Below are 13245 nucleotides of genomic sequence, written 5' to 3'. Positions count from 1 at the left end.
TTCACTGCCCATCTGACGCGCCGCGTATCGATGCAAGCCACACGCCATTGAACCCCCCTCCGGGAGGGAGTCCCGCGCGGGCTCCCCGGCTTCCCAAATCGTGGGATTCACTGGCTTTTTCCATCCGCTCGCGGGAGAGACCGAGACCTCCGGCACCCCCACCCCCCTCGACTCGCTGTGCACCTACCCCGTCACCGTGACAATTGTGTCAGAACTTCCACACGCCGAGAGCCGTCATGACGCGTCAAGACGGCCCCCAGATAGCGCAAGCGGATGCCCGGAATCAAACGCTCGGCGGGTGAAATCGTGGCGTGTGGAAACTTTACAGTGACGGGTATGCGACAACCACGTCACCGGGTGGCGGCGAGGAAGCGGTCCCGGAGCAGCTCGGCCTCGGCCCGGTCGAAGGTGAAGCCGCGCAGCTGGGCGCGCCGGCTCACCGCCGCGAAGGTGTTCTCCAGCACCAGGGAGAAGCCGCGCAGGTCCTCGATGAGGCGGGTGCGGATGGCGGGACCCTCGGGGGGCCAGGGCAGCTCGGTGAGGAGCGCGCTGAAGCGATCGAAGGCCTCGTAGTCCACGTAGCGCAGCAGCTGGTAGCTGCCGTCCTGGAAGTAGCCGAGGAAGGCCACGATGCTGGAGATGGTGGCCTCGGCGGCGACCACGTCGTCGTTGCGCAGGTGGCCCTCGGCGGCGCGGCACAGCTGGGAGAAGACCCAGAGGTCCTTGCGCAGCCGCTCGGCGGACTCCATGGGGGAGGCGAGCTGCTCGAAGGGGGCCTCGCCGTGGGCGGAGCCAGGGGCGAGCGCCTCGGTGAGGGCCACCACCTGGGCCTGGAAGAGCTGGGTGAATGCGTAGGAGGCGCGGGCGGCGGCGGCGCGGTCCCGGTCCAGCTCCACGAGGATGTCGCGGGCGATGCGCTCGGTCTCGCGGGCGATGTCGCGCGCCACGCGCAAGCACGCGGCCTGGAGGGGCTTGGGGCCGGCCTTGGGGGCCAGCTCGTTCTTCAGGTAGCCCACGAGACTGAGCGCCTCGCTGCGCACCAGGGAGAGCACCACGCGCACGCGGCGGGGGATGGGGCCCTGGGCATCCTGGCTCACGTAGGCCAGGTAGTGCAGCAGGCGGAACAGGCCCAGGTAGGCGATGGTGAAGAGGGGCCGCGTCTCCGCCGGCACCGTGGCGAGCAGCGACAGCAGGCGGACCGAGCGCAGCCGGTCGTACTCCAGACGGAACTCGTTGAGGCGGAAGGGCCGGAAGTAGCGGTTGAGGACGATCTCCCTCAGGACGAGGTTGCCCACGTCGTTGAAGAGGTTCAGCCCGCACACCGGCAGTTGCAGCAGGTGGTCGATGAGGTTGCGCAGCGACTCGAAGGACTGACGCAGGACGAAGAGGCTCTCCTGGGGCGTCTCCTGGTCCAGCTCGCCCTCGATGCGCGAGCGGCGCGTCTTGTCGTCGGACAGCTGCGTCTCCACGTAGCGCCGGAACTGGAGCTTCTGGGTGGAGTCGGGATCCAACAGGTGCCGCGCCAGGCGGATGGCCTGGCTGAGGGTGGCGCGGACGTCCTTGAGCTCCTCGCGGAAGTCGCGGGTGACGAGCGGCTGATCCTGGGGATCGATGACGCCGTTGTCGTGGAGGTGGACGTAGCGCTCCACGGCGCGCAGGAGCATCTCGAACTCGAAGAGGAGCTCCTCGCGGGCCTCCACGGGCAGTTCGCGCAGCCAACGCTCGCGATCGGCGAGGTAGCCGGCGCGGTTGCCCTGGGAGGTGCGGACGAGCTCCGCGTAGAAGTCACGGGGAACGCGGGACATGGGAGGCGGCTGGACGGCGGTCGCGGTGGTGCTCACCAGAGGGACCCCTGCGCCGTGGTGGGCGCCTTCTTGTTGAAATAGGCGTACGCGTGGTGCGTGGCTACTCGGCCCCGCGGCGTGCGCTGGAGGAAGCCTTCCTGCAGGAGGTACGGCTCGTACACGTCCTCGATGGTATCGCGCTGCTCGCCCACGCTGGCGGCGATGGTCTCCACGCCCACCGGGCCCCCGCCGAACTTGTCGAGGATGGTGAGCAGGATTTTACGGTCCATCGCGTCCAGACCGGAGGGGTCCACGCCGAGCCGGGTGAGCGACTGAGAGGCCAGCTCCTGGGTGATGGTGCCATCGCCCTCCACCTCGGCGAAGTCGCGCAGCCGGCGCAGCAGCCGGTTGGCGATACGCGGGGTGCCGCGCGCGCGGGTGGAGATCTCCTTCGCGCCCTCGCGATCCAACTTGACGCCGAGGATGCGCGCCGAGCGGTTGAGGATCATCTCCAGGTGCTTGGGCTCGTAGTACTCGAGCCGCTCTTGAATCTGGAAGCGGTCGCGCAGCGGCGAGGTGAGGAGGCCGGTGCGGGTGGTGGCACCGATGAGGGTGAAGGGCGGCAGGTCGATCTTCATCGCCCGGGCGGCGGGGCCGGTGTCGATGGTGATGTCCAGCCGGAAGTCCTCCATGGCCGGATAGAGGTACTCCTCGATGGCGACGTTGAGGCGGTGGACCTCGTCGATGAAGAGGATGTCGCGCTCGTTGAGGTTGGTGAGGAGGCCGGCCAGGTCGCCCTTGCGCTCGATCGCGGGGCCGCTGGTGACGTGGATGCCCACGCCCAGCTCGGTGGCCATGAGGTAGGCCAGCGACGTCTTGCCCAGACCCGGGGGGCCGGAGAAGAGACAGTGGTCGAGCGACTCGCCACGACTCTTGGCCGCCTGCACGTACACCTTGAGCTTCTCGACGACGGCGCTCTGCCCCACGTACTCGTCGAAGGTGCGCGGACGCAGCGAGGCCTCGACGCGGACCTCGTCGTTGAGCGCCTCTCCAGAGAGTGTGTCGTCGGACTTCCGCTTCGCCTTCGCCATACAGTCAACCCTCTGCCGTCACCCTACCAGAACGGACCCTGTGTCGCGGGTCCTCTCGCGAGCTAGACTCCGCGTCCCCCGCCGTCAGGCCGCCTGCCCAGGGAGCTTGCCCCCCGTGAAGGGACTCGTCTTCGCACTCTCCATCCCCAAGTACGTCCTCGCCAAGGGGATTGGAGGAATGTACCCGAAGCTGCACTACGGGCGTGGGAGCTGTCTCTCCCTGCGTGAGCTGGCCTCCCCCACCCTGCCCGGACCGGACTGGGTGCGGCTGCGCCCGCTGCTGGCGGGCCTGTGCGGCTCGGACATGGGGACGATCTTCTTCAAGATGAGCCCCCAGATGGAGCCCTTCAACAGTTTTCCCGCGGTGCTGGGCCACGAGGTGCTCGCCGAGGTGAAGGAGCTGGGGCCCCAGGCGCGCGGCGTGGAGGTGGGACAGAAGGTGGTGGTGAATCCGCTGCTGCCCTGCCGCCTGCGGGGCATCCAGCCGCCCTGCGCGCCGTGCGCGGCTGGCCAGGAGAACGGCTGCGAGCACACCGCCGAGGGCTGCCTCGCACCGGGGCATCTGCTCGGCTTCCAGAAGGACCTGCCCGGGGGCATGGGGACGGAGATGGTGGCACACCCCTCGCAGCTCCACCCGCTGCCGGAAGGGGTGGGAGACACGGCCGGCGTGCTGGTGGAGCCGCTCGCGGTGAGCCTGCACGCGGTGCTGAAGGTGCCGCTGAAGGACGGGGATCGGGTGCTGGTGATCGGCGGTGGGCCGGTGGCCTTCGCGTGCCTCTGGGCCATCCGCGCGCTGGGCTCGCGCTGTCATGTGACGCTGCTGGCGGCCGAGGAGTACCAGCTGCGGCTGGCGAAGCAGCTCGGGGCGGACGAGGCCTTCCGGGTGATGCGGGACGACACCGCCGAGGCCGAGGAGGTGGCGAGGCGCACGGGCGCGAAGGTGTACCGCCCCATCCTCGGCCCGCCAGCGCTCATGGGGGGCTACGAGGTGACATTCGACTGCATCGGCAGCGCGACCTCGGTGCAGGACTCGTTGCGCTACACGCGCTCGCTGGGGAAGGTGGTGCTGGTGGGGGCGGCGGGCATCCTGGAGCGGGTGGACTGGACGACGGTGTGGCGCAACGAGCTCACGCTGCTCGGCTCCTACGTGTACGGCCCGGAGAGCTTCCGGGGCGAGCGCAAGCACACGTTCGACCTGGTGCTGGAGCTGCTCGCCCGCCGGGAGGGCCCGGATCCGAGCGTGCTCGTGACACATACCTTTCCGCTCGCGCGTTACCAGGAGGCCATCGAGGCCAACCTGGCGCGTGGCCAGTACCAGTCGGTGAAGACCGTCTTCGACCTCACGGTGAACCCATGACCTCCCCCTTCCGTCCCCTGCCCTTCCTCAACGAGGCCCGCGCCGAGCCGGTGTCCGGCATCCGGCTTCAGAAGCTCCGCCGAGCCGCGCAGGAGGCGCGCGATGTGTTCACGGCCGCGGGCCCGGTGGCGGCGGTGGCCACGTGCGATCTCGTCACGTTCCCCTACCCGTCGCTGTTCGCCTTCAGCGGAGGGGCGCTGTCACCGGCGCCCTACGTGATGATGACGAACCGGATGCAGGTGGTGCAGTACCAGGAGGAGGGAGTGACGCGCACCCTGCTCTTCAACCCGAGCGACTACGAGCGCGGGCAGGCGGCCCCCTTCTACGCGTCGCTGCGGGAGAAGTACGGCAACTTCCTGTCGGACAAGGTGATGACACGGCGGCTGGGCACGGTGCAGAGCCACCTCGCGGCGCTGGGGCTGCATCCGAAGGACGTGGATTACATCGCGTTCGACCACCTGCACGTGCAGGACGTGCGGCGGTGGCTGGGCGGGGACGGAGAGCCGGCGTACTTCCCGAGGGCGAAGCTGCTGGTGCAGCGGACCGAGTGGGAGTCGGTGAAGAACCTGCACCCGCTGGAGAAGGTCTGGTACGTGCCGGGCGGGACGGACGGAGTGCCGGAGGAGCGGGTGGTGCTGCTGGACGGGGACGTGTGGCTGGGAAGGGGCGCGGCCATCCTGTCGACGCCGGGGCACACGATGGGGAACATGTCGCTCGCGGTGGCCTCGGACAAGGAAGTGTTCGTGGTGAGCGAGAACGGCGTGGCCTCGGAGAGCTACACGCCGCTGCAGTCGAGGATTCCGGGAGTGCGCGCCTACGCCGAGCAGATGGGCCTGGAGGTGGTGCTCAATGGCAACACCCGTGAGAGCTCGCTGGAGCAGTACTCGTCGATGATCGTGGAGAAACTCTTCGCGGGCCCGTCGCGAGTGGAGGGGGCGTTCGTGAACTTCCACCCTTCGTCCCTGTTGACGAGCGCGCTGGTGGCACCGGGCCTGTCGCCCACCATCACCCTGCCCCCGCCGAACCACGGGGACATCCGCCCCACCACCGCCGCGCGCCGGGCCGCCTGAGAATTCATTTCATGTGGAGGTGGACTTTCCCCCGGGGTCGACGGACCATCCCCATTGGAGGGCGATTCTCGATTCTCATCGACACAGGGCGCTATGAATCAGACACGTCGTCTCGACAGTTCTGTCCATCAGAGAGCCCTGGCCTTGAGTCTGCTCCTGGTGATTCCTTGCGCCACTCGAGCCGAGAACACCGAGGATGTAAAAACCTACCTCATTTCGATCCATAGCCTGTACGAAAGCCTCGAATACGAGCGCGCTCTCGAGCAGACACAACTCGCCCGACAGCTACCTCGCAGCACGGAAGAAGAAGTCACCCGCTCCCTCTACGAGGGAATACTCCAGTGCGAGTTGGGTCGGGAGGAGCAAGGCACCGCCGCCTTCAAGGCAGCACTCCTGCTACGACCCGACTCGAAGCTACCCGTGCAGGTAGCGCCCAAGATCGAAAGGCGCTTCGAGTCCGTACGGCAGCAGGTGAAGCGCGAGTTCGCTCGTCTGAGGGTGGAGCCCTCCGCATCCCCGTCCACGGCTGTCGTGACCCAGCCACCAGCGACTCCGCCCTCCGCTGCCTCTCTCGAGGCGTCTGCGCACGGAGCGCTGCGAAGGAAGTCGCTCATCCCAGCCGTCGCGGGCGGGACCCTCCTGGTGGCAGGTGGCATCTCCTGGGCCATCTCTCGCGGAACGTTGAACCAGCTGCGCACCAACGATCCCCGGATCGCGACGAGGGAAGACGTGCAGCGCAATGTCTCTCGCGGGAACACGTGGCAGACGGTGGGAATCAGCCTGCTGGGTGCAGGCGCCGCGGGTCTGGTCACCGCGGCGGGGATGTACGTACTGGGTTCGCCGGACCAGCCCGTGTCGCTCGGCGTGAGCACGGATGGGACCTCCGCCTTCGTTCATGGGAGGTGGCCGTGATGAGGACGCAGAAGAATTCGAGCCTCCAGGCCCTACTGGCCATGGTGCTGCTCATCGGGCTCGCGGGCTGCGCGGATTTCGAGCAGGAGGGGGAGGCATTCTGCCAGCGCAACCCCGATCGCTGTGACACAACCGCGCCCATCATCATCCAAGGCGCTCAGTCCGCCACCAGCGTGCTGGCCCACGAAACGGTGACGTTCAGCGTCACGGCACAGGACGAGGAGACACCCCATCTCGATTTCGTGTGGACGTGCAGCGCCGGAACCCTCGGGACTCCTGCTAGCACTGGCACGAACAGCGAGATCACATGGACCCCTCCACCCTGCTCGCCAGCAGGAACTGTGATCACCGTCACCGTCACTGTCGCCAACAGCAAAAGCCTCACCACCACCAGGGAATTCACCCTCTCCACCAATCGTTGCCCGTCGCCGGCGGTTTCCGCCCGTGAAAAACACTCGCTGGCGCTGCGTGGCGATGGCACCGTCTGGGCCTGGGGCGACAACTCCGATCGCCCTCCCGTGCAGGTGTCCGGTCTGTCCAGCATCACCGCCCTGGCCGCTGGCAATGCCCACTCGCTGGCACTGCGCAGCGACGGCACCGTCTGGGCTTGGGGCTCCAACGCCTCCGGCCAGCTCGGCGATGGGACCACCACCGCCCGCCCCACCCCCATTCAGCTCTCCGGCCTGTCCAGCATCACCGCCCTGGCCGCTGGCGAGTCCCACTCGCTGGCGCTGCGCAGCGACGGCACCGTCTGGGCCTGGGGCGCCAACTCCTCCGGCCAGCTCGGCGATGGGACCACCACCGCCCGCCTCACCCCCGTGCAGGTCTCCGCTCTGTCCGGCATCATCGCGCTGGCCGCTGGCAATGCCCACTCGCTGGCGCTGCGCAACGATGGCACCGTCTGGGCCTGGGGCTCCAACTCCCAAGGCCAGCTCGGCGATGGAACAAATACCACCCGCCTCACCCCCGTGCAGGTGCCCGGCCTGTCCAGCGTCACCGCTCTGACCGCTGGCAATTCCCACTCGTTGGCCCTGCGCAACGATGGCACCGTCTGGGGTTGGGGCTACAACGCCCAAGGCCAGCTCGGCGATGGCTCGGCATCATATAGCCTGGTACCAACGCAAGCCGTGCTTCCTTGAAGGCCCGCCACTCGCGGCCTCTCAGTTCACGGTCGCGATGAAGCTCCGGTGGACCCAGCCCGGCTCGTACGGGCCGGACAACCGGGAGTACTCCACGTAGAAGCGCTCGTTCGAGGGACACGCCTTCAACAGGCGCACGCTCACGTTGGCGCCGCCACAGTAGATGGTGTCGATCGCGGTGCTGCTCGTGGCCGAGCTGTACACGGGGATCGTGGCGCACTTGAACGCGTAGTGCTGGGAGAGGCTTTGACAGGTATTGGTGAGCTCCAGTTCCGTGGAGCCCACGGGCTCCGTGAGCCCCTCCTCCTCCGGCAGGCCGCACCCGGAGAGAAGACCCGTCACCACCACGAAAGCCAACGGCCAGCGTCGAAGAAACATTGTCATCGCACTCGTCCTTGTCGAATCCGCCGAATCCATCACGGATGGCGTCCTACCGTGTCTTGAGGGCGAGGCGGATGAGCCAGAGTCCCAACGCGGTCAGGCCCACCATCAGCCCTCCCCCGGCGCCGAGCGCGAGCAACCGCCAGCGCACTCCGGACAATGCGAGCACGTGGGGCGGCACCCAGGAGAGCGTTCCCACCAGCACATGGCTTGTCTTCATCATGATCTCACCTCCACGCACTCATCGCAGGGCTTCCAGCTCCGTGAGCCGGGAAAGCAATTGTTGGGGCTGCTCCTCATCGGCGAGCCGCTCGGCCAGACCATGACTGGCCAACCGCGCCACATGTGCCAACCGCACCAGGTGCGCACGTCCGCGCTCTCCTCCCACGAGCACCACCAGCAGCCGCAGGGGCAGGCCATCCGGCGTCTCGGCCTTGAGGGGCTTGGCCAACGTCACCACGGCGGCCACCGGCGCGGCGTGCTCGACGATGGCGTGCGGCACCGCCACGCCGTTGCCCACCATGCTGGAGGCCTCCGCCTCACGCCGCTTCAGCTCCGCCACCAGCCAGGGGGCACTCATGCCGGGGCAGGACCCCACCAGCCGCCCCGCGGCCACATCCAGCGCGTCCTCGAGTGCGGCGCAGGTGAGGCGCAGCACCATCCGCTCCGGCGCCAGCAGCGGCACCAGTGCCGGCACCGGAGCCTCACTCCCGGCGGCGCGCATGGGAAACTCCGCGTCGAGGAACTCACGGACCCGGGCGAGCTGCGGGCCGGAGAGGCCCCGGCGCGCCATCTCCAGGAAGAGCATGCCCGCGCCGGGCACCTGCTCCAGGTAGTGGGCCACGAAGGGGCTCACCCGGTGCGCCACGTCCATGAGGAGCGTGGGGGGCACGCCCAGCTCGCGGGCAATGGCGGCGAGCCGCTCCGGCGTGGGGGCCGCGTCCAGCCCGTTCTCCACGCGGCTGAGGTAGGCGCTGGACACGCCGATACGACGGGCGAGGTCGCGCAGGCTCAGCCCCGCGTCCACGCGCAGCAGTCGGATGGTCGCTCCCAGGTGCATGACGTCGTTGTCTCGTTTCCGATGCGTAAGGGGGGGTGACAGTGATTCAAGGGAAGGGGCCATCGGCTGGGAGCGCCGGGGCCGTATCGGGTTCGTTGTCGGCGACATCGGCGGCCTCACCTGCGCTGGCCTGGGAATGGGGGTGAACCACCAGCAGTGACGTGGGAGCCTCGCGGATGAGGCGCTCGCGGTGCCTGGCCCCGACTCCCATCACCACGAGGTCATAGCCACGCCGTGCTTCCTCCAGGGCCGCGTCCTCGGGCGAGCCGTGCGCCACCACCCGGGTGTGCACGCGCCCAGGCGCTCCCGGGAAGAGCTTCTCGACCCGGGACCGCGCCGCCGTGGGCCCGCGCGCACCCGCGGAAGGAGTGACGTGCAGCACCGTCACCTGTGCGTCCGTGGAGCGCAGCAGGCGCCGCGCCAGGGCGAGCGCCGCCCGGTCATGCGGGCCGTCGAGGAAGGGCACCAGCACCCGGCGCACGCCCTCCAGGCCCCGGTCCACCAGCACCGCCACGTCCGTGCCCGCCTCCCGCATCACCTCGTGCACGGTGCCGCCCAGCATCGCGCGGCTGAAGAGCGGCTCGTGCCAGCCCAGCAAGATGAGGCTGGCCTGCTTGGCCTCGGCCGTGCGGCAGATGTCCAACCCGGGCTCGGCCGACACGAACGACAGCGGCCGCACCTCCAGGCCCAGGCTGCTCGCGCGGCCCAGCAACGGGGCCAGGGCATCTCCTGACGTGTCCTCTTCCCGCCGGGGATGGAAGGAGGAGTGGTCGCTGGGGGCCACGAGGTGCAGGGCGTAGAACTGGGAGGGCTCGGCGCTGGAGCCGATGAGGGCGTGCCCCAGGGTCGCCATCCCCCTGCCCACCTGCCCCTGCCCCACGCACATCAACACGGTGAAGGGCGCGGGAACCACCGGTGGACTCACGGGGGCGAGCGGCACCCGGTCCTGGACCTGTTCCCCAGGCGGATACACCCAGCGCAGCAGCGGCGAGGCGATGAGGGCGGTCACCAGGGCCATCACCACCATCATGGTGAAGAGCTTGGGAGAGATGAGCCCCAGGTCCAGGCCGAGGTTGAGGACGATGAGCCCCATCAACCCGCGCACATTCATCAGGATGCCGAGGGCCCCCGCCTCGCGCCAGCGCAGGCCCGAGAGTCTCGCGGCCACCGCGCTGCCGCCGAACTTGCCCACGCTGGCCACCAGGAGGATGAGGCCGCACAGGGCCCAGTCCGAGCCACTCCCCAACAGCTCCAGGTGGGTGCGCAGGCCGCTGTAGACGAAGAAGACGGGCAGCAGCATCACCCCCACCACGTCCTCCAACCGCTCCACCAGCGCCTCGGCCAGTCCACCCTCCTTGGGGATGATGGCCCCGAAGAGGAAGGCGCCGAAGAGGGTATGGATGCCAATGCGTTCGGTCACCCACGAGGAGGCCAGCAGCAGCAGCACGATGAGGGCCACCACGTTCTGGTTGAGGCCCTCCCTGCTCGCCACGCGCGCGCCCAGCCGATGAAGGAAGGGCCGCAGCACTCCCAACATGAAGCCGATGTAGAGCAGCACGAAGAGCGTGGTGTACACCCCCTGCTCGAGCCCCGAGGCGCGCACCAGGGAGACGAGGAAGGCCAGCAGGCACCACGCCGTCACGTCATCCACCGCCGCGCAGGTCAGGGCGAGCAGTCCCACCTTGGAGCGCAGCAGGCCGCGCTCCGAGAGGATTCGCGCCAGCACCGCGAAGGCGGTCATGCTCAGGGCCAACCCCACGAAGAGCACGAAGAAGGGCAGCGGCACCGAGGGCTCGGACAGGCGCGGGTAGAGCCACCACGCCACCAGCGCCCCGAGCAGCAGGGGCACCAGGAGGCTGGTGTGGCTGATGAGCACCGACGTCCGGCCCTGTCCCCGGAGCACCCGCGGCTCCAACTCCAGCCCGATGAGGAACATGAAGAGGATGAGCCCCACCTGGCTCAGCATCTTCAGCACCGGCATGCTGCTCGCGGGAAAGAGCGTGCCCATCACCTCCGGGGCCACCCACCCCAGCAGCGAGGGGCCCAGCAGGATGCCCGCGAGCACCTCGGCGATGACGAGGGGCTGGCCCAGCCACCGCGCTCCCCGCCCGATGAGCCGGGACAGACCGATGATGATCACGAGCTGCACGAGGAGCAGGCTGAGCGGGTTGTGCGCGAGATCGGCCATCGGTCTGCCTCCGTGAAGCGAGCGGGTTCACGCCTCGCCCGCCCCGAGGCCTCAAGAGGCGGCGTTGCCCGCGGTCAGCGCGGGAACCGCCTCCGTCGCGGCGGTGGCCTCCGCGGCGGGCGAGGAGGCCGAGTGTCGCACGATGAGCAGCGAGGTGGGAGCGTCTCGGAGGAGCCGCTCACCGCGCAAGCCGAAGAGCTGGTCCTCCAGGCCCCACTCCGCGCCCACGCCCGCCACCACCAGGTCATACCCGCGCCGGCACTCCTCCAGCGCCGCGTCCTCGGGCGAGTCGTGCGCCACCACCTTGAAGTGCACCCGCCCGGACCCCTCCGGGAAGAGCGCCTCGACCAGGGGGCGAGCGCCCGAGTGCTCACGCGGGCCCTCGGGCTGGGTGACGTGCAGCACCGTGACCTCGGCATCGGAGTGTTGCAGCAGCCGGCGGGCGAGCCCCAGGGCCGCCCGGTCATGCGAGCTGCCGATGAAAGGCACCAGCACCCGGCGCACGTTCTCCAGGCCCCGGTCCACCAGCACCGCCACGTCCGTGCCCGCCTCCTGCATCACCTCGTGCACGGTGCCGCCCAGCATCGTGCGGCTGAAGAGCGGCTTGTGCCAGCCCAGCAGGATGAGGCTGGCCTGCTTGGCCTCGGCCGTGCGGCAGATGTCCAGCCCGGGCTCGGCCGACACGAACGACAGCGGCCGCACCTCCAGGCCCAGGCTGCTCGCGCGGCCCAGCAGCGGGGCCAGGGTATTGCCGCTGGCCTTCTCCGGGTCATGGCGCAGGTGGAACGAGGCGCGCTCGGTGGGGCGGATGAGGTGCAGGGCGTAGAGCTGCGAGGACGGCGAGGGCGTACCCAGGAGCGCACGCCCCAGGGTGACCATGCCGGCTCCCGCCTGCTCGTGGGAGACGCACATCAGCACGGTGAAGGGCGGCGCCTCCGCCAGCGGGGCCACGGGTGTGAGCGACACCTGGTCCCGAGCCATCTCCTCGGGGGGATAGATGATGCGCAGCAGCGGCGTCGTCATGAACGTCGTCACCAACGCCATCACCACCATCATGGTGAAGAGCGTGGGAGAGATGACGCCCAGGTCCAGGCCGAGGTTGAGGACGATGAGCTCCATCAACCCGCGGGTGTTCATCAGGATGCCGATGGCCCCCGCCTCACGCCAGCGCATGCCGGTGAGCCGCGCGGCCACCGCGCTGCCACCGAACTTGCCCACGCAGGCCAGGAGGATGATGAAGCCGCACATCAGCCAGTGGTCGCTGGTGGACAGCAGGCCGATCTCCGTGCGCAGACCGCTGAAGGCGAAGAAGAGGGGCAGCAGCAGCACCACCGCCACGTCCTCGAGCTTCTCGGCCAGCGCCTGCGCCAGCCCGCCCTCCTTGGGGATGACCGCGCCCATCATGAAGGCGCCGAAGAGGGCGTGGATGCCGATGAGCTCCGTGGCCCACGAGGACGCCAGCAGCATCATCAGCGTCAGGGCGACGCCGTTCTGGTTGAGGCCCTCCTTGTTCGCCACGCGCGCGCCCAGCCGCGAGAGGAACGGCCGCACCACGCCCAGCATGAAGGCGATGTAGAGCATCGCGAAGAGCGTGGTGAGCCCCGCGTGCATCAGGTCCGAGGCCCGCACGATGGAGACGACGAAGGCCAGCAGGCACCACGCCGTCACGTCGTCCACCGCCGCGCAGGTGATGGTCATGGCCCCCACCTTGGAGGTCAGCAGCCGCCGCTCGGTGAGGATGCGCGCGAGCACCGGGAAGGCGGTGATGCTCATCGCCACGCCCATGAAGAGCACGAAGGAGGAGAAGGGCACCGAGGGCTCGGACAGACGCGGGTAGAACCAGAGCGCCGCCGCCGCGCCCAACCCGAAGGGCACCAGGATGCTCGTGTGGCTGATGACCACCGAGGCGTGCCCCCGGCCCTTGAGTAGCTTGGGGTCCAGCTCCAGCCCGATGAGGAACATGAAGAGGATGAGCCCCACCTGGCTCAGCATCTTCAGCACCGACATGCTGCTGGCCGGGAACAGCCACTCCATGGCCCCGGGGGCCACCCACCCCAGCAGCGAGGGCCCCAGCAGGATGCCCGCGAGCACCTCGGCGATGACCAGCGGCTGCCCCAGCCACCGCGCGCCCCGCCCGATCAGCCGGGAAACCCCAATGATCACGATGAATTGCACGATCAGTAGGGTCAGGGGGTTGTGTCCGACGGCGTGCATGGTGTCACCTCCCGCAAAGCGTTAAGTTCGCACTTACCATCTTCCGGGA

The 13245-nt window shown here is 69.0% G+C and carries 11 protein-coding genes; 4 read left to right on the top strand and 7 right to left on the bottom strand.

Annotation, left to right across the window (positions count from 1 at the left end):
- Positions 1-350: 350 nt before the first annotated feature.
- Together JRI60_RS18660 and ruvB are read right to left on the bottom strand one after the other, a co-directional pair.
- Positions 351-1805 (bottom strand): hypothetical protein, encoded by a 1455-nt coding sequence (locus tag JRI60_RS18660; RefSeq protein ID WP_204227210.1) that lies wholly within the window; start codon positions 1803-1805, stop codon positions 351-353.
- 32 nt (positions 1806-1837) lie between these two features.
- Positions 1838-2875, bottom strand: coding sequence for a Holliday junction branch migration DNA helicase RuvB (gene ruvB / locus JRI60_RS18655; protein WP_204227209.1), 1038 nt, complete (start codon positions 2873-2875; stop codon positions 1838-1840).
- Positions 2876-2990: 115 nt separating this feature from the next.
- On the opposite strand from ruvB, the gene JRI60_RS18650 reads away from it, so the two are divergent.
- The 4 genes from JRI60_RS18650 to JRI60_RS18635 all read left to right on the top strand — a co-directional run bounded on the left by JRI60_RS18650 (position 2991) and on the right by JRI60_RS18635 (position 7353).
- Positions 2991-4232, top strand: coding sequence for a zinc-dependent alcohol dehydrogenase (locus JRI60_RS18650; protein WP_204227208.1), 1242 nt, complete (start codon positions 2991-2993; stop codon positions 4230-4232).
- Entirely contained in the window at positions 4229-5302 is a 1074-nt protein-coding gene (locus JRI60_RS18645) for a hypothetical protein (RefSeq protein WP_204227207.1), read from the top strand. Before JRI60_RS18650 ends, JRI60_RS18645 begins: the two co-directional genes overlap by 4 nt.
- A gap of 642 nt (positions 5303-5944) precedes the next feature.
- Positions 5945-6214 (top strand): hypothetical protein, encoded by a 270-nt coding sequence (locus tag JRI60_RS53440; RefSeq protein WP_239470602.1) that lies wholly within the window; start codon positions 5945-5947, stop codon positions 6212-6214.
- On the top strand, positions 6214-7353 hold the full coding sequence (locus JRI60_RS18635; RefSeq protein WP_204227205.1) for an RCC1 domain-containing protein: 1140 nt from the start codon (positions 6214-6216) through the stop codon (positions 7351-7353). The genes JRI60_RS53440 and JRI60_RS18635 overlap by 1 nt, the downstream gene beginning before the upstream one ends.
- 21 nt (positions 7354-7374) lie before the next feature.
- Here JRI60_RS18635 and JRI60_RS18630 read toward each other — a convergent pair whose 3' ends face one another.
- From JRI60_RS18630 to JRI60_RS18610, 5 genes are read right to left on the bottom strand one after another with little or no spacing between them, the layout of a single operon-like run.
- Positions 7375-7737, bottom strand: a complete 363-nt coding sequence (locus JRI60_RS18630) for a hypothetical protein (RefSeq protein ID WP_204227204.1) — start codon at positions 7735-7737, stop codon at positions 7375-7377.
- A gap of 46 nt (positions 7738-7783) precedes the next feature.
- Entirely contained in the window at positions 7784-7957 is a 174-nt protein-coding gene (locus JRI60_RS18625; RefSeq protein WP_204227203.1) for a hypothetical protein, read from the bottom strand.
- Positions 7958-7975: 18 nt separating this feature from the next.
- Entirely contained in the window at positions 7976-8794 is an 819-nt protein-coding gene (locus JRI60_RS18620) for a helix-turn-helix domain-containing protein (protein ID WP_204227202.1), read from the bottom strand.
- Positions 8795-8840: 46 nt separating this feature from the next.
- Positions 8841-10982, bottom strand: a complete 2142-nt coding sequence (locus JRI60_RS18615) for a cation:proton antiporter (RefSeq protein ID WP_204227201.1) — start codon at positions 10980-10982, stop codon at positions 8841-8843.
- Between the two features lie 51 nt (positions 10983-11033).
- Entirely contained in the window at positions 11034-13196 is a 2163-nt protein-coding gene (locus tag JRI60_RS18610; RefSeq protein WP_204227200.1) for a cation:proton antiporter, read from the bottom strand.
- Positions 13197-13245 lie beyond the last annotated feature (49 nt).

The organism is Archangium violaceum (assembly GCF_016887565.1).
GTDB lineage: Bacteria > Myxococcota > Myxococcia > Myxococcales > Myxococcaceae > Archangium > Archangium violaceum_B.
Note: the sequence above shows the minus strand (reverse complement) of the source record. Positions and strands in the feature narration are given on the sequence as shown.

Bases quoted from the DNA above. Each gene is read 5' to 3' on its own strand.
- JRI60_RS18625 (WP_204227203.1), bottom strand. From the start codon at position 7,957: ATGATGAAGACAAGCCATGTGCTGGTGGGAACGCTCTCCTGGGTGCCG.
- JRI60_RS18660 (WP_204227210.1), bottom strand. From the start codon at position 1,805: ATGTCCCGCGTTCCCCGTGACTTCTACGCGGAGCTCGTCCGCACCTCC.
- JRI60_RS18610 (WP_204227200.1), bottom strand. From the start codon at position 13,196: ATGCACGCCGTCGGACACAACCCCCTGACCCTACTGATCGTGCAATTC.
- JRI60_RS18635 (WP_204227205.1), top strand. From the start codon at position 6,214: ATGAGGACGCAGAAGAATTCGAGCCTCCAGGCCCTACTGGCCATGGTG.
- JRI60_RS18630 (WP_204227204.1), bottom strand. From the start codon at position 7,737: ATGACAATGTTTCTTCGACGCTGGCCGTTGGCTTTCGTGGTGGTGACG.
- ruvB (WP_204227209.1), bottom strand. From the start codon at position 2,875: ATGGCGAAGGCGAAGCGGAAGTCCGACGACACACTCTCTGGAGAGGCG.
- JRI60_RS18620 (WP_204227202.1), bottom strand. From the start codon at position 8,794: ATGCACCTGGGAGCGACCATCCGACTGCTGCGCGTGGACGCGGGGCTG.
- JRI60_RS18645 (WP_204227207.1), top strand. From the start codon at position 4,229: ATGACCTCCCCCTTCCGTCCCCTGCCCTTCCTCAACGAGGCCCGCGCC.
- JRI60_RS18615 (WP_204227201.1), bottom strand. From the start codon at position 10,982: ATGGCCGATCTCGCGCACAACCCGCTCAGCCTGCTCCTCGTGCAGCTC.